The 18,848-nt window shown below is 71.4% G+C and carries 20 protein-coding genes; 8 read left to right on the forward strand and 12 right to left on the reverse strand.

Annotated elements, in window-relative coordinates; genetic code table 11:
- The first annotated feature begins 642 nt into the window (after positions 1-642).
- On the forward strand, positions 643-951 hold the full coding sequence (locus tag ABGB21_RS16650; RefSeq protein ID WP_347651835.1) for a MerR family transcriptional regulator: 309 nt from the start codon (positions 643-645) through the stop codon (positions 949-951).
- A 162-nt stretch (positions 952-1,113) separates the two neighbouring features.
- Here ABGB21_RS16650 and ABGB21_RS16655 read toward each other — a convergent pair whose 3' ends face one another.
- Positions 1,114-2,193: a putative sulfate exporter family transporter gene (locus ABGB21_RS16655; RefSeq protein WP_347651836.1), complete on the reverse strand. Its 1,080-nt coding sequence runs from the start codon at positions 2,191-2,193 to the stop codon at positions 1,114-1,116.
- Between the two features lie 94 nt (positions 2,194-2,287).
- On the opposite strand from ABGB21_RS16655, the gene ABGB21_RS16660 reads away from it, so the two are divergent.
- Positions 2,288-3,223 (forward strand): LysR substrate-binding domain-containing protein, encoded by a 936-nt coding sequence (locus tag ABGB21_RS16660; RefSeq protein ID WP_347651837.1) that lies wholly within the window; start codon positions 2,288-2,290, stop codon positions 3,221-3,223.
- 44 nt (positions 3,224-3,267) lie between these two features.
- On the opposite strand, the gene ABGB21_RS16665 is transcribed toward ABGB21_RS16660, so the two are convergent.
- Both ABGB21_RS16665 and ABGB21_RS16670 read right to left on the reverse strand, forming a co-directional pair.
- Positions 3,268-3,999, reverse strand: coding sequence for a response regulator transcription factor (locus ABGB21_RS16665; protein ID WP_347651838.1), 732 nt, complete (start codon positions 3,997-3,999; stop codon positions 3,268-3,270).
- Positions 3,996-5,315, reverse strand: a complete 1,320-nt coding sequence (locus tag ABGB21_RS16670) for a histidine kinase (RefSeq protein ID WP_347651839.1) — start codon at positions 5,313-5,315, stop codon at positions 3,996-3,998. The genes ABGB21_RS16665 and ABGB21_RS16670 overlap by 4 nt, the downstream gene beginning before the upstream one ends.
- A 276-nt stretch (positions 5,316-5,591) precedes the next feature.
- Between ABGB21_RS16670 and ABGB21_RS16675 the strand changes: the two genes are divergently transcribed.
- A complete protein-coding gene (locus tag ABGB21_RS16675; RefSeq protein ID WP_347651840.1) occupies positions 5,592-6,479 on the forward strand; it encodes an ABC transporter ATP-binding protein in 888 nt (295 codons plus the stop codon).
- Positions 6,479-7,471 carry a hypothetical protein gene (locus ABGB21_RS16680; protein WP_347651841.1) on the forward strand — a complete coding sequence of 331 codons (993 nt, stop codon included), beginning with the start codon at positions 6,479-6,481 and terminating at the stop codon, positions 7,469-7,471. Before ABGB21_RS16675 ends, ABGB21_RS16680 begins: the two co-directional genes overlap by 1 nt.
- Here the strand turns inward: ABGB21_RS16680 and ABGB21_RS16685 are convergent.
- The 5 genes from ABGB21_RS16685 to ABGB21_RS16705 all read right to left on the reverse strand — a co-directional run bounded on the left by ABGB21_RS16685 (position 7,468) and on the right by ABGB21_RS16705 (position 11,297).
- Positions 7,468-8,601, reverse strand: coding sequence for a hypothetical protein (locus ABGB21_RS16685; RefSeq protein ID WP_347678431.1), 1,134 nt, complete (start codon positions 8,599-8,601; stop codon positions 7,468-7,470). The genes ABGB21_RS16680 and ABGB21_RS16685 overlap by 4 nt on opposite strands.
- A complete protein-coding gene (locus ABGB21_RS16690) occupies positions 8,601-8,921 on the reverse strand; it encodes a helix-turn-helix transcriptional regulator (RefSeq protein WP_347651973.1) in 321 nt (106 codons plus the stop codon). Before ABGB21_RS16690 ends, ABGB21_RS16685 begins: the two co-directional genes overlap by 1 nt.
- A 101-nt stretch (positions 8,922-9,022) precedes the next feature.
- The gene (locus tag ABGB21_RS16695) at positions 9,023-10,024 is read right to left on the reverse strand and encodes a hypothetical protein (protein WP_347651843.1); all 1,002 of its coding nucleotides are present in this window, start codon (positions 10,022-10,024) and stop codon (positions 9,023-9,025) included.
- Entirely contained in the window at positions 10,021-10,911 is an 891-nt protein-coding gene (locus tag ABGB21_RS16700; protein WP_347651844.1) for an ABC transporter ATP-binding protein, read from the reverse strand. Before ABGB21_RS16700 ends, ABGB21_RS16695 begins: the two co-directional genes overlap by 4 nt.
- Positions 10,908-11,297 (reverse strand): GntR family transcriptional regulator, encoded by a 390-nt coding sequence (locus ABGB21_RS16705; protein WP_347678433.1) that lies wholly within the window; start codon positions 11,295-11,297, stop codon positions 10,908-10,910. Before ABGB21_RS16705 ends, ABGB21_RS16700 begins: the two co-directional genes overlap by 4 nt.
- 218 nt (positions 11,298-11,515) lie before the next feature.
- On the opposite strand from ABGB21_RS16705, the gene ABGB21_RS16710 reads away from it, so the two are divergent.
- Both ABGB21_RS16710 and ABGB21_RS16715 read left to right on the forward strand, forming a co-directional pair.
- Positions 11,516-12,205, forward strand: coding sequence for an alpha/beta hydrolase (locus tag ABGB21_RS16710; protein ID WP_347651846.1), 690 nt, complete (start codon positions 11,516-11,518; stop codon positions 12,203-12,205).
- Positions 12,206-12,423: 218 nt separating this feature from the next.
- Positions 12,424-14,304 carry a Xaa-Pro dipeptidyl-peptidase gene (locus ABGB21_RS16715; RefSeq protein ID WP_347678435.1) on the forward strand — a complete coding sequence of 627 codons (1,881 nt, stop codon included), beginning with the start codon at positions 12,424-12,426 and terminating at the stop codon, positions 14,302-14,304.
- Between the two features lie 71 nt (positions 14,305-14,375).
- On the opposite strand, the gene ABGB21_RS16720 is transcribed toward ABGB21_RS16715, so the two are convergent.
- The 3 genes from ABGB21_RS16720 to ABGB21_RS16730 form a co-directional block, all read right to left on the reverse strand.
- A complete protein-coding gene (locus ABGB21_RS16720; protein ID WP_347678437.1) occupies positions 14,376-15,092 on the reverse strand; it encodes an NADPH-dependent F420 reductase in 717 nt (238 codons plus the stop codon).
- Positions 15,093-15,158: 66 nt separating this feature from the next.
- Entirely contained in the window at positions 15,159-16,190 is a 1,032-nt protein-coding gene (locus ABGB21_RS16725; protein ID WP_347678439.1) for an LLM class flavin-dependent oxidoreductase, read from the reverse strand.
- Positions 16,183-17,232, reverse strand: a complete 1,050-nt coding sequence (locus tag ABGB21_RS16730; RefSeq protein ID WP_347678441.1) for an LLM class flavin-dependent oxidoreductase — start codon at positions 17,230-17,232, stop codon at positions 16,183-16,185. The genes ABGB21_RS16725 and ABGB21_RS16730 overlap by 8 nt, the downstream gene beginning before the upstream one ends.
- Before the next feature lie 112 nt (positions 17,233-17,344).
- Here ABGB21_RS16730 and ABGB21_RS16735 point away from each other — a divergent pair, with 112 nt between their 5' ends.
- Positions 17,345-17,833, forward strand: a complete 489-nt coding sequence (locus ABGB21_RS16735) for a MarR family transcriptional regulator (RefSeq protein ID WP_347678443.1) — start codon at positions 17,345-17,347, stop codon at positions 17,831-17,833.
- Here the strand turns inward: ABGB21_RS16735 and ABGB21_RS16740 are convergent.
- A complete protein-coding gene (locus ABGB21_RS16740; protein WP_347651852.1) occupies positions 17,818-18,390 on the reverse strand; it encodes a hypothetical protein in 573 nt (190 codons plus the stop codon). The genes ABGB21_RS16735 and ABGB21_RS16740 overlap by 16 nt on opposite strands.
- Positions 18,391-18,474: 84 nt before the next feature.
- Between ABGB21_RS16740 and ABGB21_RS16745 the strand changes: the two genes are divergently transcribed.
- Positions 18,475-18,768 carry a hypothetical protein gene (locus ABGB21_RS16745; RefSeq protein ID WP_347651853.1) on the forward strand — a complete coding sequence of 98 codons (294 nt, stop codon included), beginning with the start codon at positions 18,475-18,477 and terminating at the stop codon, positions 18,766-18,768.
- Positions 18,769-18,848: the final 80 nt, after the last annotated feature.

Consider the following 18,848-nt stretch of genomic DNA (forward strand, 5'->3'; position numbering starts at 1 on the left):
CTGCCGTCCGGGCGAACCTACCTACGCCCTCCGACAAAATCTATGCTCGAAGCACTAGACATGCTCGGCGCGGGCAACTAATGTTCCTGACGTCGAGAGAGAACAACAAAGACGCGGACGAGACCGCCCCGCACGAGGGCGAGGGAGCCGGGGCCGAGGAAACGATCAGCGCCCCGCCAGGCAACAGAAACACCGCAGTACAGCACGACGCACCTTGCAGTGACGCAAGACCGAAGTACCGCAGTACCCCGGTCATGATTTTGCAGGCCGGGCGATCAGGGTGGTGGGGCCAATGTCAGGTTCAGGGCTCCACCTGGAGGTAACACCGTTCCGTCGCACGTGCCGGGGCCATGAAGTCGCGTGGGGCTCCGACGCCGGCGGACAGCACGAAGGAAGTCAGAGGAAAGGGAGGTCCGTACACCGTTGGATCGCCCGCCGCCGGCCGCACGTTGACGGGCCGGGCGCGGACACCGTTGTTGCCATCGAACGAAAGGTGGTCTCCGGTCACGCTTATGCGATCCTCGCACCCAAAACCCTCACGCAGGGTGGGTGTGGATATGACAAGCCGACGTTCTCGTCGGTAGATGGTGTCTTCGACCTGTAACCCTTGGGCCCCGGCGCTTCGGCACCGGGGCCCTCGTCATGGAGGTATATGTGGCTCAACCCGACGACGTGCTCGACGACGAGAACTACCCCGCCTACACCATGGGCCGCGCCGCGGAGATCATCGGCTGCTCGCCGGACTTCCTACGCCGGCTCGGCGACGCGAAGCTGATCGCTCCGTACCGCTCCAGCGGCGGGCACCGCCGCTACTCCCGCTACCAACTACGCCTTGCCGCCCGAGCCCGGGAGATGTGCGACCAGGGCACCGACGTAGCCGCTGCCTGCCGCATCATCATCCTCGAAGACCAGCTTGAGGAAGCCCTCCGGCACAACCAGACCAGTCAGTGACCACACCTCGGCCCAGGCAGTAGAGACCGGGCCTACGCGACCACACGCGGTCCCTCCCGTCAGGGCAGGGGCCGTTCGTCGTCACCGGCAGCGGCGTCATCCCCCCGCCAGGTCGACCCGCCAATCGCCCGTCTCCGCACGCCAATGGGACCCCGTGGCCGGTCAGGATCCGGCGCCGACCAGCAGCAGGCCGGCGAGGGACGTGCCCGCCAGCACCAGGGTGCCGGCCGCACCGGTGGCCAGCGCCCGGCCGCCGCCCCGGGCGACCGTACGCAGGTCGACCGAGGTGCCGACGGCGAACATCGCGGCGGCCAGCAGCATGCCGGCGACCGCCGAGACCACGGTGACCAGCGCGGGTGGCAGGACTCCGGTCGAGCGCAGCGCCATCGCGGCGAGGAACCCGGTCACGAACCAGGGCAGCACCGGCGGCCGGCCCCGTCCGCGCCGACCCGCCGCGGTCGGGTCCGCGTCGGCCGGATCCGGGATGGCTGCCGTGTGGCGCCGGACGGTCGCGACGAGGGCAACCAACGGGGCCAGTAGCGCGACCCGGCAGAGTTTCACCACGACGGCGGTGGCGAGCGCGGCAGCGCCGACCGCCCCACCGACCGCGACGACCTGGCCGACCTCGTGGATGCTCGCCCCGGCCCAGAGGCCGATCAGGGTGTCGTCGAGGCCGAGGAGCAGGCCGAGGCCGGGGATCAGCAGCAGGCAGAGGGTGCCGAGTACGGTCACCACGCCGATCGCGGTGACCACGTCCTCCTCCTCGCCGTCGGCGACCTCGTTCATGCCGATCACGGCGGAGGCACCGCAGATGGAGACGCCGGTCGCGACCAGCAGCGCGGTCGCCGGGCGCAGCCCGAGTCGCCGCCCGACCCAGCGGGTGACGAGCCAGGCCGCCGCCACGCTGGCCACCACGACGCTGAGCGGGCCGAACCCGAGAGCGAGGATGTCGGCGGCGACGAGTTGCAGGCCGAGCAGCACGATGCCCGCCCGGAGCAGGCCCTTGGCGGCGAAGGTCAGGCCGGGACGCATCCAGTCCCGGTAACCGCCGAGGCTGCGTACGGCGATGCCGAGCAGGATCGCCACGATCATCGGGCTGACCGGGCTGGCGAGCCGGTTGACCGCGTACCCGAGCAGCGCGGCGACGGCGGCGACCGCGAGGCCCGGCAGGGTGGCGGCCGGTCGGGGCCGGGTCGGGGCCACTGCCCGTACGTCGACCCGTGTCTGTTCCGCTACCGCCACCCCGTCACCCCCTCGTGGTACCGCCCTCCCAGGTAACGCCGGTTGTCGCCGAGTTGGTAGACCGTGATCAGGTTCGACGCCATAGCCTGTGGCTATGACCGACCTGCCCGATCTGGCGTCCCTGCGGCTGCTGGCCGACGTCGCCGAACTGGGCAGCATCGGCCAGGCGGCCCGGGCGGCCGGCATCGCCCAGCCGTCGGCGACCAAGCGACTCGCCGCCCTGGAACGCTGGGCCGGGGTGCCGCTGCTGCTCCGTACCCATCGTGGGTCACCGCTGACCGACGACGGCCGGGTGGTGGTCGGCTGGGCGGTACGCCTGCTCGACGCGGCGGACGAGTTCCGGCACAGCCTCGTCGCGCTCCGCGAGGCCCGGGCCGCCCAGTTGCGGGTCGCCGCGAGCATGACCGTCGCGGAGGCGCTGCTGCCCCGGTGGCTGCACCACCTGCGGATGACGTACCCGGACATCCGGGTCGGCCTGACGGTGATCAACTCGACCGAGGTGTCCCGGCTGGTCCTCGCCGACGAGGGGATCGACATCGGCTTTGTCGAGGGGCCGACGGTGCCCGAAGGGCTCGACACCCTGGTCGTCGGGCACGACCAGTTGATCGTGGTGGTGGCACCGGGACACCGCTGGGCGCGGCGACGCCAGCCGCTGGAGCCGGCCGAACTGGCCGGGACCCGGCTGGTGGTCCGCGAGGTCGGCTCCGGCACCCGGGAGACCCTCGAACGGGCGCTCGCCGACCTCGACCCGCTGCCACCGGAGCTGGCCCTCGGCTCCAACGCGGCGGTCAAGGGCGCCGCCATGGCCGGCACCGCCCCGGCGGTACTCAGCCGCTACGCGGTGGAGACCGAACTGGCCGCGAAACTGCTGGTCGCCGTCCCGGTACGCGGGCTGGCGTTGCGCCGTACCCTGCGGGCGGTCTGGCCGCGCGGGCGGCGCCTCACCGGCTCGGCCACCGCGCTGCTCCAGGCGATCGCCCGCGCCGCCGAGGCCGAGCGGGGCCGGTCCGGTGCGGTGGCCGGACCCTGAAGACCGTCAACGTCGCAGCCTGAACGCGGTCGGCCAGGGGCGGATCAGGACCCCGCAGGCGACGTCGCGGGTTCGGTGCCACCGCCCGGCGTGATCAGCCCGGTCTCGTAGGCGACGATGATGGCCTGCGCGCGGTCGCGGAGCCCGAGCTTCGACAGGATCCGGGTGACGTGCGTCTTCACCGTCGTCTCGCTCAGATGCAGCCGTCCGGCGAGTTCCGCGTTGGTCAGTCCCCGGGCGAGGTGGTGCAGCACCTCCAACTCCCGCGGGGTGAGCGCGGAGAGGTCCCGGTGCAGCGCGCCACGGTCGTCCTGCCGGGCGAAACGCTCGACGAGCCGCCGCGTGATCGTCGGGGCAAGCAAGGCGTCCCCGGCCCGGACCATGTGCACCGCAGCGACCAGCCGTTCGGGTGAGACGTCCTTGAGCAGGAAGCCGCTCGCCCCGGCGGCCAGCGCGGCGTACACGTAGCGGTCGAGGTCGAACGTGGTCAGGATGATGATGCGCGGGGCGGGGACCGCCTCCCGTACGATCCGCCGGGTCGCCTCCAGCCCGTCCATCTCCGGCATCCGGATGTCCATCAGCACCACGTCCGGGCGGGTACGCCGGACCGCGGCGACCGCCTCGGCGCCGTCGGCGGCCTCGGCCACCACCTCGATCCTGCCGTCGGCGCCGAGGATCATCGCGAACCCGGTCCGGAGCAGGGCCTGGTCGTCGGCGATGACCACCCGGAGCGGGGCCTGCCCGTCGGCGACCACGTCGCGCGGCGGCCCGGTCACGACGGCCCCACCGGGATGGTCGCCCGCACCTGGTACCCGCCGGAGCGCAGCGGACCGACGTCGAGGGTGCCGCCGTAGATCGCGAGCCGCTCCCGCAGGCCGATCAACCCTCGGCCGTTGCCGAACCGGGCCGATACCGCCGCCGTACCCCCGGTGTCGGAGACCTCGATCCGCAGCACGTCCGGCCCGTGCGCGATCCGGACCGTCACGGACGCCCCGGCGGCGTGTTTCACCACGTTCGTCAGCGCCTCCTGCAGCACCCGGTAGGCGGCGAGGTCGACACCGACCGGCAGCGGCTCCGGGGTGCCGGTCACGGTCAGTGCGACGGGAACCCCGGCGGACCGGACCCGGGCCACCAGCGTCGGCACCTGGCCGAGGCCCGGCGGCGGGGTGAGTTCGTCCGCCCCGGGCTGGTCGTCCGGGTCACCGTCCAGACTGAGCAGGCCCATCACGTGCCGCAGCTCGCTCATCGCGGCGCGCCCGCCGGACTCGATGGCCAGCAGTGCCTGGTGCGCCTTCTCCGGCGCGACGGCGAGCACCGTACGGGCGGCACCGGCCTGCACCACCATCACGCTGACATTGTGGGTGACCACGTCGTGCAGCTCCTGGGCGATCCGGGCCCGTTCGCGCTGCACGGCCAGCCGGGTCTCGGTCTCCCGCTGCGCCTCCACCGCCTGCACCCGCTGTCGCAGGGTGTGCACGGCGTTCGCCGCGAGCGCGACCGGCACCAGGAGGAAGAGGAAGACCAGCTCGGGTTGGGTCTGCGGCAGGTTGCCCCGGTGACCGCTGACCACCAGGACGGCGCCGACCAGCACGCTCACCACCGCCGCCGCCCGGTACGGGCTGTACATCACCGCGCCGTAGGCGACGACCACGCAGGCGGCGAAGGTGAACGTGGCGTCGAGGCCGCCGCGTCCGTGGTACAGCTCGCTGGCGGCGAGGACCACCCAGAAGACCGCCAGGGGGTAGCGCCGACGCAGCGCGACCGGTAACGCGGTGGCCAGAGCGAGCAGTATCCAGAGAGCGAGCTCGGAACCGGAGATCGGCTCGGGTCTCGGCGGCATGATGATCCACTCGGGGGGCACCACCGGTGCCGTCGAAGGCATGCCCGGCAGCGGCCCCGGCATGTCCTGACGCTCCGCCCGCACCTCGTCGCCGACCAGGCCGTTGAGGATGCCGACGGCGAGCGCCACGGCGAGCAGCACGTCGGCGCCCCAGGCCCAGCGCGACGATCGCGGCGGCGGAACGGCCGTACGACGCCACAGCCTGGCCAGGCCGGTCCGCCAACGCTCCATCACCACCGCCCTGTCCGTCACCACTGCCCCGTCCACCGGCCAGTGTGGCAGTTCCGGCCGGCCCGCCACATCGTCCGCGACGCGGTCGGGGTCGTCCCCGGTACGTACACCGCGCGGAGGATCCGGTGGGCGAATCGTCCCCGCGACGGGGTCAGGTTCGTCGCCGCGACCGACGTGCCCCGGCATCGGCCGCCCCTAGCGTTCCCGCTGGTAACGGCCGGCCACAGGGTCGGCGCAGCCTCCGGACCAACCTCCCTGCCAGCCGAGGCTCACCTCCGGACCAACCGAGGAGTCCACATGACCAGCCCTGTGCTCCGTGCCGAGGGCCTGACCAAGCGGTACGGGCGACGCGTGGCGTTGTCCGACTGCACCCTCTCCGTCCCGCCCGGCAAGGTCGTCGGGCTGGTCGGCCCGAACGGCGCCGGAAAGACCACACTTCTCCACCTGGCGGTCGGTATGCTCGCCCCCACCGCCGGCACCATCGAGGTGGTCGGCGGCAGACCCGCCTCGGGCGCCGCGCAGCTCGCCCGGGTCGGCTTCGTCGCCCAGGACACGCCGGTTTACGCCGGCCTCACCATCGCCGACCACCTGCGCCTCGGCGCCCGGACGAACCTGCGCTGGGACCAGCGGACAGCCGAGGAGCGGATCACCCAGCTCGGCCTCGACCCGAAGCAGAAGGCGGGCCGGCTCTCCGGCGGTCAACGCGCCCAGCTCGCGTTGACCCTGGCCATCGCGAAACGGCCGGAGCTGCTCATCCTCGACGAACCGGTGGCCGCGCTCGACCCGATCGCCCGGCGGGAGTTCATGCGGAGCCTCACCGCCCACACCACCGAGCACGGCAGCAGCGTGATCCTCTCCTCGCACCTGGTCTCCGACCTGGAACGGGTCTGCGACCACGTGATCGTCCTGGTCGCCTCCCAGGTCCGGGTCGCCGGCGGCGTCGACGAACTGACCGCCGACCACCACCGGCTCACCGGCGCCCGGCGCGACGCGGCAAAGCTGCCCGCCGGGGTCCAGGTGGTCGAAGAGTCCCACGCCCCGGAGCGGTCCACCTTCGTCGTACGCGGCACGCCCCCGCTCGACGACCCGTCGCTGACCGTCGAACCCGTCGACCTCGAAGACGTGGTCCTGGCCCACATGTCGCAGGCCGCCACGTCGACCCGGCCCGTTCTGGAGGACGCCTGATGTTCTGGTTCACCTGGCGCCAGTTCCGTACCCCGGCGGTGGTCACCGCCGCCGCCCTGGCCGTGTTCGGCGTCCTGCTGCTCGTCACCGTCCCGACCATCACCGAGCTGTACGCCGAGGTCGCCGCCTGTTCCGGTGACTGCGCCACCGTCACCCGGGACTTCCTCACCCGGGTCAACGACAGCGCCGCCGGGACCCTCTACTTCTCGGGTCTCGCGGTCATGTACCTCACGCCCGCCCTGGTCGGCATCTTCTGGGGTGCTCCGCTGGTCGCCCGCGAACTGGAGGCCGGCACCCACCGTCTGATCTGGAACCAGGCGGTCAGCCGTACCCGCTGGCTGGCCAGCAAGCTCGTGTTCCTCGGCGCTACCACGGTGGCGGTCACCGGCCTGCTCAGTGTGCTGGTCACCGGCTGGGCCGACCGGATCGACGGCGCCGCCGGGGACCGGATCACCCCGCTGGTCTACGGCGCCCGGGGCGTCGTACCGGTCGGCTACGCCGTCTTCGCGTTCACCCTCGGCGTGACCTGCGGCATGCTGATCCGCCGGACGATGCCGGCGATGGCCGCCACCCTGGCCGGCTACACCGCCGCCGCGGTGGCGATGCCGCTGTGGCTCCGGACCCGGCTGGTGGCCCCGCGCCACGAGACACCGCTTCTGGACCTCGAGAAACTGGCCATGGTCGGGATCCGGCAGAACGGCTCCATGGAGATCTTCGGCGCCGGGGTGCCGAACGCCTGGACGGTGTCGAACCAGACGATCACCCCCGGCGGCGAGGTCTTCCGCGGCCCGGCCAACCTGGACGTCTGCGGCCGGAGCGGGTCACCGGACAAGTGCGACGCCTGGATCGGCACCCTCGGCCTCCGCCAGGACGTTGTCTACCACCCGGACAGTCAGTTCTGGGCACTGCAGTGGACCGAGACCGGGATCCTCCTCGCCCTCGCCGCGCTGCTGGTCGTCTGCTGCTTCTGGCGGATCCGCCGACTCAGCTAGACCGGCGTCGGCCGGTCGGCGGCGGCGCTGCCCGGCTCGCGGTCGCCACCGGGTACGGCGGCGATCGCCAGGCCGAGCAGCGCCGATCCGCAGCCGACCAGGAACGGCAGGGAGAACGTCGGTTGGCCGAGCCACTCCCACATCGGGTGCCACGACGGGTGTGGCTCGGCACGGTGGTGTCGGGCCATCCACTGGACGGAGGCAACCGTCGGCACCCACCAGAGGAAGAGCGTGACACCCAACAGCAGTTTCAGCCCGGCACCGGCCAGCCGGCGTCGCTCGGTCCGCCGGCTGGCCCAGCCGAACAGCAGGAACACGGCCGCCCCGCCGAGGAGACCGCCGCCGATCCCGTACGGGTACACAGCCGACGGGGTGGCCCGCCGGAACCCCGCCGAGATGAACGCGGAGTTTCCCGGGTACGCCGGGTTCACCTGCATGGTGAACGTGGTGTCCCCGCGCCCCGCCACAATAGTGGTGGACTTCGGGATCGTGGTGGGGTCGCAGGGCGGGCCGACACAGCCGTACATGTCGTTGGTCGTCGTCGGATGGACCGTCCAGCCGTCGGCGCGCAGGTTGCGCTGGACCAGCTCGATGGTCTGCTGCGGCGGGTACGCCAGCGTGCCGTCGACCACGCCGCCGATCCCCGCCTGGGCGTACTCGCCGCCGTCCCAGAACAGCAGGTTGTGGACGGCGCCCCAGCTCAGCGGCTGTCCGTAGAAGACGAAGAGGGCGGGCGCGTCCTCGATGCCGGTAAACTCCTGCCCGGGCAGGATCTGTGCGAGCATCTCCCGCGCCTCGGCGGTCCGGGGCAGTGGCTCGGCGGTCTGCCAGGCGACCCGGGTCGCGAGCGCGGCGGTGAAGAGACCGCCGATGACCGAGGCGAGCAGGGCCCAGGCGACGACGGTACGACTGGCCGGCCGACCGAGGCGGGCCCGCAGACCGTGCCGGACCAGGTCGGCGGTTTCCCGTACGGTCGGCCGGGTCCGGCCGGGTGGGGCGGCGTCGAGCAGGGCGCCGAGCAGTTCGTCGCCCCGGAAGCGGCGGTACGTCCGCGGGTAGACGAGCAGCAGTCGGCCGTACCGGCGGGCGAGCCGGTCGACCGTCACCCGCTCCCCGGATGGGCGGCCCATCACACGGTCCTCGGCCGGACGGTGCGGAGCCGGGCCTCGGCCGCGGCGGCGAGTTGGCGGAGCCGGGCGGTTTGTGCGGTGAGCGCGGCGAGCCCTTCGGTGGTGATCCGGTAGTACCGCCGGGTCCGCCCGTCGACCTCCTCCTCGCGGTCGGGCTCGATGAGCCCCTCGGCGGTGAGTCGGTCGAGCGCGGTGTAGAGGGTGCCGGTCAGCAGGCTGACCCGGCCCTCGGACAGGGTCCGGACCTCACGCACGATGCCGTAGCCGTGCCGGGGCCCGTCGGCCAGCGCGGTGAGGATGAGGAACGTCGGCTCGCGCATGTTCTTCACGGCGCACACCATACGTAAGTGATCAAGCTATGGTCAACGTTCCCACACCCAACGCCGCCTGCCCGGCACCCCCGTCCGTCGTACGGTGACGGTCAGGCCAGTCGGCGGCGGATCCACCAGAGGCAGAAGGCGCCGAGACCGACGGCGACCACGAACAGCAGCGTCGTCTCGATCAGCTGTAGGGGCCAGTAGCGGTTCGCCGGCTGGTAGTACACCTCCTGCCGCAGATCGAGCGTGCCGATCCACTCCAGGCAGGGCCGGGGACCGTTCTCCCGGTTGCAGACCTCCGGGTTGGTCGCGGCGAACGGCTCGCCGGCCGGGGTCAGGGTGCGGTTGGAGATGATCCAGGCACCGGGCTCTTCCATCTTGCCGAGCAGCCACACCTCCCCGGCGGCGTTCATCCCGAACATCTCGAGTCGCTCGGTGTCGATCGCCCGGACCTGGTGGACGGGGGCGATGAGGTATGGGCGGACCAGGAAGGGCATGGCGATCTGGACAACGGCGACCACCAGCAGGGTGACCGCCATCGCCGGCACGGTACGCCGGATGAGCAGCCCTGCGGTGACCCCGACGGCAAAGGCAAGCGCGGCGTAGCCGACCGGGACGAGCCCTCGGTTGGCGAAGAGGTGGGGAAGCATCCGGTCCATGCCGACGGTATCGATCGGGGCGGCCCACCAGCTCACCGCCAGGGTGATCAGCCCGGCGGCGACCATGCTGGCCACGCCGCCGAGCAGGAGCTTGACCACCAGCCAGCGGGCGCGGGTGACGCTCTGGTTCCACACCAGCCGGTGGGTGCCGGTCTCCAGTTCCCGGGCGACCAGGGGCGCGCCCCAGAAGACCCCGAGCAGAGCCGGCAATGCGAACATGCCGCCGATGCCGAGGTAGTAGAAGTTGCCGATCATGCCCCCGCCCACCCGGGTCAGGAAGCTGTCGGCGGCGGAGCCACAGCTGTCGCCGCAGGTGGTGAGGCCACTGCTGGCGTACAGCTCGTTCAGGCCGGGGCGGGTGACCAGCAGCAGGAGGGCGAACGCGGCCAGGACGGCCAGGACCGCCGAGAACTGGGTACGGAACTGACGCCAGGTCAGCCAGGTCATCGCTGGGCCTCCAGGACGGGCGTACGGCCGACGGTGGCGGCCTCGGTCAGATAGGCGAGGACCAGGTCCTCCAGGTCGAGCCGGCCTACCGTCCAGCGCGGATCGTCGACCGGGGCGGTGCTGCGTACCACGAGGGTGGACTGCCGTTCGGTGTGACTGGCCTGGATGGGTCGCTGACCGGCCGGCAGCGTGGCCGGGTCGACCCGGTCCCCGGTCAGCCGGTGGTGGGTGGCGAGCAGTTCGTCGACCTCACCGACGAGCTGGACCCGCGCGGCGGTCAGCACGACCAGGTAGTCGCAGATCCGCTCCAGGTCGGCGACCAGGTGCGAGGAGAGCACCACGCTGGCCTCGCTGTCGGCGACGAACTCCATCAGGTTCTGCAGGAACTCCCGGCGGGCCAGCGGGTCGAGGCTGGCCACCGGCTCGTCCAGGATCAGCAGCTCGGGGTGCTTGGCGACGGCCAGGGTGAGGGCCAGCTGGGCCCGCTGGCCGCCGGAGAGCTTGCCGGCCGGCTGGGCCGGGTCCAGTCCGAGGTGTTCGATCCGGCGGGCCGCCAGCGCGGCGTCCCAGCCCGGGTTGAGTCGGGCGCCGAGGCGCAGGTGCTCGGCCACGGTAAGCCGGGCGTAGGTGGGAGTGTCCTGGGCGACAAAACCGACCTTGGCCAGCTGTTCCGGCCCGCTCGCCGGGCGGGCACCGAGGACCTCGATGGTGCCGGACGTCGGCGCCAGCAGCCCGCAGGCCAACTGCAGCAGGGTCGACTTGCCGGCACCGTTCGGCCCGACCAGCCCGACGACCCGGCCGCGCGGAATGCTCAGGTCGCAGTCGGTCAGTGCGGGGCGCCGCCCGTACCGTTTCGTCAGCCGTGCGGTCTCGATGGCGGCGGTCATGCCCGCTCCCCCGCCGGGGTCCGGAACGTGCTGACGAAGAGCGCCTCGATGCTCTCCTCGTCGAGTCCGGCGTGCCGGGCTCTGCCGAGCCACTGCTCCAACTCCTCGCGCAGCGGCCCGTGCGCGGCAAGCGACGCGTCACTCAACGTCCTGGTCACGTACGTCCCGATGCCGGCCCGGACCGCGACCAGCCCCTCGTACTCCAACTCCCGGTACGCCTTGAGCACGGTGTTCGGGTTGATCGCCACCTTTGCGACGACCTCCTTGACCGTGGGCAGCCGGTCCCCCTCGTTGAGCCGCCCCAACCGCATGGCCTGGCGGACCTGCTGGATCAACTGCATGTATGGCGCGACGCCGGATCGGGCGTCCAGGTGAAACTCGATCACTCCAACTCCAAATCACTAGGGTCCTAGCACATTAGCACTTAGCTGTCCTCAGCGTCACGAAAACCCAGGGCTCCACCGTTGACGGAATTCGGCAAGTCGGGGATGACGTGACCTTCCTCGCGCGACGCGCTCCGGACGAATCGTCGGACACAATGTCTGACACCATGTACGGCGACGTTGTCCGCGAGCCCGCGGACCTGGTCCCGAAGAGGAGAAGGATGACTGACGCAACCGCGGAGCGGCCGGTGATCGTGCTGGTGCACGGCGCCTGGCACCGCCCCTCGACCTGGGACGCCACCCGGGCCGCGCTCGCCGAACTCGGATACGAGACTCGGGTTGCCGCGCTGCCCAGCGCCGGCACCAACCCGACCGCCTCGATGTACGACGACGCCGACGCGGTCCGCCGGGAGGTGGACGCGGTCGACGGCCCGGTGGTGGTTCTCGCCCACTCGTACGGGGGCATCCCGACCGCCCAGGGCCTGACCGGTGCCCACAACGTCGACCACCTGATCTTCCTGGCCGCGTACCTGCTCGACGACGGCGAGTCCATGTACAGCCGGCACGGCATGGAGGTGCCCGCCGACACCAGCGGCCTCTTCCCGCGGCCCGAGCACCCGGGCCCGGCGCTGTACCACGACGTACCCGAGGAGGTGGCCGCGCGGGCGGTGGCCGACCTGGTCGACCAGAGCCTGGTGTCGTTCACCGGCACGGTGACCCGGGCCGCCTGGCACGACATCCCGGCCACCTACATCGTCTGCGAGGACGACCGGATCCTGCCGACCGCGCTACAGGAGACGATGTCGGCGCACGCCGGAAAGACCCGCCGGTGGGCCGGCGGCCACTCGCCGTTCCTGGCCGCACCGGAGAGGTTCGCCGCCCTGGTCGACGAGATCGTCCGGTCCCGCTGACCAAGTCCCACTGACCGGTTCCCGCCGGCACCTCCCGACCCGGACCACCGGTCCGCCTCCTCGGCGGGCCGGTGGCGTCAACAGGGCCACCCGTGGCGGGAACTTCCCGGCAAAGATGATCAACAAATCCTTCGATCGCACCTAGCATGTGGACAGACGGCTCTACCGGCTCCACCCCCTGGCCGGCTCGGCCACCGGTTCGACCGAAGGAGACGCCCGTGCGTCGACCCCCGTACCTGTCCCTACTCGGCGTCGGCATGTCCGGCGCGCTGGTCCTGGGTGCCGCCCCGGCCGCCTCGGCGGCACCGCCGGCGACCCCCACCACGCCCGGCATCGTGGTCAGCGACGGCATGACCCAGCCGGTCTTCTCGCTCGACGACGCGATCGAGGAGCGGGTGTACGTCCAGACGTCACTCGACACCGACCACGACGGCAGCCCCGACCGGATCGCGATCGACATCTCCCGCCCCCGGGAGACCGCCACCGGCTTCAAGGTGCCGGTCATCTTCGAACACAGCCCGTACCGCAAGGACGTCTGGGAGGACGTCCCATACCCGAGTGTGCTGGTCGACGAACTGCCACAGAACGGCCTCGCCGACCGCTCCAGGCAGCGGAGCGCCGACGTCGGGGTGCAACGGGCGACGGCGAAGGCCAACCTGCCCGGCTCCTGGGACGACTACTACGTGCCGCGCGGCTACGCGGTCGTGCTCGGGCAGAGCATCGGCACCGGCGACTCCGACGGCTGCCCGACCACCGGCGACCAGGCCGAGACGCTCGGCACCAAGGCGGTCATCGACTGGCTGAACGGCCGGGCGCGCGGGTACGACGCCAACGGCGCCCCGGTCAACGCCGACTGGACCACCGGCGCGGTCGGCATGATCGGCGCCTCCTACAACGGCACGCTGCCGAACCAGGTCGCCACCACCGGGGTCAAGGGGCTCAAGACCATCGTCCCGGTCGCCGCGATCAGCAGCTGGTACGACTACTACCGGGCAAACGGCCTGGTCGTCGCCCCGGGGACGTACCAGGGTGAGGACGCGGACGTCCTGGCCATGTTCACCGGCGGACGGGCCCGGTCCGAGGGACGCTGCGCGGACGAGTTCGCCGAGATCACCGAGGAGCAGGACCGGGTCACCGGCGACTACACGAAGTTCTGGGCCGACCGGGACTACCTCGACGCCCGGAAGGTCGAGGCGAGCGTCTTCGTCGTACACGGGCTCAACGACTGGAACGTCAAGACCGAGCACTTCGCAGGCTGGTGGGACGAGCTGACGAAGAACCGGGTGCCGCGCAAGCTGTGGCTGCACCAGGGCGGGCACGGCGGACCGGGCAGCACCGCGTCGGTGACCCTGCCGAACGGGCAGACCTGGACGTACAAGCAGACCGAGAACCGGTGGTTCGACTACTGGCTGTGGAACATCCGCAACGGCATCATGGACGAGCCGACCGCGGTACTCCAGCGCGAGAACCGGATCTACACGACGTACCGCAACTGGCCTGATCCTGGTGCGCGCGAGGTGGCGCTGAAGCTGGCCGCGACCAGCGCCGGCCAGCCGGGCACGCTGACCACCGGCCGGCAGCCGAGCCGCAACGTCGAGCAGTCCTTTGTCGACGAGGGCCGGACCATCCACCCCGACGCCCTGGTCGCCGACCCGGACGCCGCGAGCGCGAACCGGCTCGCCTACCTCTCACCGGCGCTCGCCGCCGACGTACGGTTCTCCGGCCGGCCGGAGATGCGGCTGCGGATGGCGATCGGCAACAAGCCGGACGCCAACCTCACCGTCTACCTGGTCGACTACGGCCCGGCCGGCTCCACCGCCGCGCCGTTCGTGGTGACCCGGGGCTGGATGGACCCGCAGAACCGCAAGGGTCCGTCCCGCACCGAGCCGGTCCGGCAGGGCAAGCTGTACGACTACCGGTGGACCCTGGAGCCGAAGGACTACGTCTTCCCGGCCGGACACCGGATCGGTGTGGTCGTCTTCTCCAGCGACCAGGAGTACACGCTGCTGCCGTTCGGCGGCACCGAACTGCGGGTCGCACCGAACGACAGCGAGCTGCGGCTGCCGGTCGTCGGCGGTCGGGGCGTACTCGGCTTCTGACCTGTGGTTGAACCGGGGCGGTCCGCGATCAGCGGGCCGCCCCGGCCCGTCTCGACCGGCGTCGTCCCGTCTCAACCGGCGTCCTGCCCCGTCCCGGCGCGGGCGGCGGCGACGACCCGGCCCCGCTCCGACTCCGGGAAGCGGTCGAGCATGGCCCGCAGTTCGTCGGCGCTGACGTTGGCGCCGAACGACTCGCTGCCCGGTTCGAGCCGTACGCCCTCGGCGAGCGGTCCGGCGATGACCGGATCGAAGCCGAGCGCGTCGACGAGGGTCGCGACCGCGGCGACGTCGGCCGGATCGTCGCCGGCGACCGCGATCGCCTTACGTCCGGCCGTCCCCGCCGGTCGGGCCTCGGCCTCGAGGTCGTGGTACCCCATGTGGTTGAACGCCTTGACGACCCGGGAACCGGACAGGAACGTCTGGACGGTCTCGCTCGATGACGTACGCGGGTTGGTGAGGTCGTCGCGGATGCCGTCGATCTCCCACCAGTAGTTCATCGCGTCGACGACCGGCTTGCCGCGCATCGCCTCGGCGGGAATGCTGCGGTACTTGCTCAACGGGAGGGCGAGGATGACAAGGTCGGCACCGGTCGCGGCGTCCAGTGCGGTGGTGGCGACCGCTCCGGGCGTGAGCACCTCGACGGTGAGGGCGATCTTCGCCGGGTCCCCGGAGCCGGCGATCAGCACCCGGTAGCCGGCGGCGAGGGCCAGCCGGGCGAGCACCGTACCCACCTTGCCGGCGCCGAGGATGCCGATGGTTTGCGGCCCGTTCGGGGCGTTGTCGTCCATGTCTTCCTTCCGGGTGTCGCGGTGGCGTCCGATGGCCCGGTCAGCTCGCCGGGCCAACTGGTTGGCTCAACTGGCCAGGATGTCACGGACCAGGGGAATCACCGTGGTGCCGTACAGTTCGACGGCGCGCATCCGGGCGCTCACCGGCTGCGGCCCGACGGTGTAGATGAGGTCGAACCGGCCGACGCCGAGGCTGCGGACCGCGCGGGCGATCCGGCGGGCCACGGTCTCGGGTGAGCCGATGTAGAGCGACCCCTGCGCCACCTCGGCGTCGAACTCGGCGCGACGGACCGGTGGCCAGCCCCGCAGCGCGCCGATCCGGTCCCGCATGATCCGGTAGGACGGCCAGAACACTTCCTTCGCCTCCTCGTCGGTGTCGGCGACGAAGCCTGGCGAGTGCATCCCGACCGGGTGGGCGGTCGTTCCGAGCTGCTCGGCTGCCCGCCGGTAGAGGTCGATGTACGGTGCGAAGCGCTCGGGGGCGCCGCCGATGATGGCGAGCATGAGCGGGAGCCCGTAGCGGGCGGTCCGGACGACCGACTGCGGTGAGCCGCCAACGCCGACCCAGGTGCGCAGGCGCCCGGATTCCGTTTTCGGGAACACGTCGGCCTGCTCGAGCGGGGCCCGCACGGTGCCGCTCCAGGTGACCGGCTTCTCCTCCAACAGTTTCACGAACAGTTCGATCTTCTCTTCGAACAGTACGTCGTAGTCGCGCAGGTCGTAACCGAACAGGGGAAAGGACTCGGTGAACGAGCCACGGCCGAGGATGACCTCGGCCCGGCCGTGCGACAGCGCGTCCACGGTGGCGAAGCGCTGGAAGACCCGGACGGGGTCGTCGGAGCTCAGCACGGTGACCCCTGAGGCGAGGCGGATCCGTGAGGTACGGGTGGCGATCCCGGCCAGTACGGTTTCCGGGGTCGACACCGAGTACTCCGGTCGGTGGTGTTCGCCGAGGGCGATGACGTCGACGCCGAGTTCGTCGGCGAGTACCGCCTCGTCGACGACCTGGCGGATCGCCGCGGCGTGCGAGACGAGTGCGCCGGAGTCGCCCGCCGGGACGTCGCCGAAGCTGTCGAGGCCGAACACGAGATCAGACATGGGTGGGCTCCTTCGCGAGCAGTTCCCGGACCCGGGGCGCGACCTCGCTGCCGAGCAGCTCGATGGTGCGCACGCGGGCGTCGCGCGGCAGGTGCATGATGTCGTACTTGAGATCGAAGCGACTCAGCCGCAGGTCGCGGGCGGTTTTCGCGATCTTCCGGGCCACCGTCTCCGGAGACCCGACGAACAGCGCGCCCGTGGCGAGTTCGATCTCGTAGCGGGTGCGGTCCGGCCTGTAGAAGCCGCGCTCCTCGGCGAGCGCCGTGACCACCGGCTGCCAGTACCGCCACCAGGTCTCCACGGCCTCCTCGTCGGTGTCGGCGACCAGGCCGAGCGAGTGCTGCCCGATCGGGCGTACCGGATGGCCGGCCTGTTCGAGTGCCCGGAGGTAGAGGTCGACGTGGCCGGCGAACCGTTGCGGGCGCCCGCCGATGATCGCGAGCATGAGCGGGAGCCCGTAGCGGGCGGCCCGGGCCACCGAGTTGGGGCTGCCGCCGACGCCGATCCAGGTCGGGATGCCGCCGGGACGCATGCGCGGGTGCAGTCGCTGCCCGACCAGCGGGGTGCGTACCGTTCCAGACCAGGTGACCGGTTCGTCGCCCTGGAGCCGGACGAAGAGGTCGAGCTTCTCCTCGAACAGTCGCTCGTAGTCGGCGAGGTCGTAGCCGAACAGCGGGAACGACTCGGTCGCCGAGGCGCGGCCGAGGACGATCTGCGCACGGCCGTTCGAGACCGCGTCGAGGGTCGAGAACTCGTGGTAGAGCCGTACCGGGTCGTTGGTGCTGAGCACGGTGACGGAGGTGCCGAGGCGGATCCGCTCGGTCGCGGTGGCGATCGCGGCGAGCAGTACGGGTGTCGCCGAGTCGTTGTGGCCCTGCCGGTAGTGCTCGCCCACGCTGAACACGTCGAGTCCGACCGACTCCGCGAGCCGCGCCTCGTCGACGAGCAGCCGTACCGTCTCGGCGTCGCTGAGGACCCGGCCGCCGTCTGTGGCCACCTCCCCGAACGAGTTGAGTCCCAGTTCGAAGTTGTCCGCTGTCATCGTCCCTCCCTCACGTACTCCCCGGCCGGCGACACCCGGGGCCGGAAGCCTCAGGTGCTTGACACGTCAACAATGCTAGCCTGTGGTTGACATGTCAATCAGGGGGAGCCAGATGACAAACGCCACACCCGGCAGAGGGGGCCGCCAGCTTCCGACCGCCGAGCAGCTCCGGATCTGGCGGGACTTCATCGAGACCACCCAGACGCTCGGGTCCCGGCTCACGTCCCGCCTGCAGACCGAGTGCGCGCTCTCGCCGGGCGACTACGCCGTGCTGCTCGCCCTCAGCGAGGCGGAGGACCGGCAGCTACGCTCGTCCGAACTCGCGACCCGGATCGGCTGGGAACGGAGCCGGCTCTCCCACCACCTGGGGCGGATGGAGCGGCGCGGCCTCATCCGGCGCCAGGAGTCCGCCGCCGACCCCCGCGGAGCGGAGGTGCTGCTCACCGAGGCCGGCGCCGAAGCGTTCCAGCGGTCCACGTACCCGCACCTGCGGGCGATCCGCGAACTCTTCGTCGACGCCCTCACCCCGGAGCAGCTCGTCGCGGCCGGCGAGATCGCGGCGGCACTCCGCGATCGCCTGGACCGTCAGCAGGACGGCTGACGGTAAGCATTGCGGCGGCGCGTTGCTCCGGATGGCGACCAGGGAATGGACAGCACCTTCGGCTCCAGGGTCAGATCCTCGACGGCGCCACGCAGCTCGGACAGGTCGCGGTCGTGCTCGGGATGCGGTGGCATCAGCGGAAGCGGATCCTGGGTGAACCTCGGCTCCGGGCCGAACAGACGCAGCAGGTCACGGGCGAACCGGCTGAAGGTTCGGTTCGGTCGCACGAAATCCATCGGTACGTCGCTCTTCGCCGAGTAGCGCCAGGGCAGGAGGAGATGGCCGGCACAGATCGTGATCCGAAACTGGGCACGCGGTGGACGTACCGAGACGGTCTCCGGCAGGCCCTCGAGATGGTTGAGCAGCTCCTCGTACTGCACGAGCCAACGCACCGAACCGAAAGCGTGGTCGCTGGTCATCTCAGATGCGTCTCGCGCGTCCCTCGCGCGTTCGACGGCCCGGTGCATTGCCGCCGGTACTCGGCGCCACAGCTGCACTGCGAGTGTGAACCCGAATCGCTCGATCGCCCAGGCAGATGGACCGTCAACTACCGCCACGCTCATCACCCCTTGTGGCCACCCAGACACGCTACGATCAACCGTCTCACGTCAGTCGATGGATGACCAGGAGAGGACGAGGATGTGCCGCTTTCCCGATTCTCCGTCGGTGCGATCGAGCGTGAGCTGCGCTTGCGGGCCGGCCGGACGGTGGTCCAGCAGTGGCAGGCCGAGCACGGCGCCTTCACCCCGCAGGAGCTGGCCTCGGCGTACGCCGAGATGGCCGCTGCGGACGCCGCCTATCTGATTGGCAGCACTCCCGGTCGCCACCTACTTCCGGTCGGAGGCACAGGCGCCGGGGTGGTGGGCGGGCCGGCAGCAGCGGCGGCCGCCGGGTCCGTCGACCCGGGCGTCACACCAGATCCGGGTACGTCGTGACTGGTCGTCCTCCTGCCCGGTTTCGTGCCGCCGAGCCAGCTCAAGTACGCGCTGGCGCGCGGCCTCCGCTTCCTCGGCAT

The sequence above is a fragment of the Plantactinospora sp. B24E8 genome (genome assembly GCF_039871735.1).
Classification (GTDB): Bacteria; Actinomycetota; Actinomycetes; order Mycobacteriales; family Micromonosporaceae; genus Plantactinospora.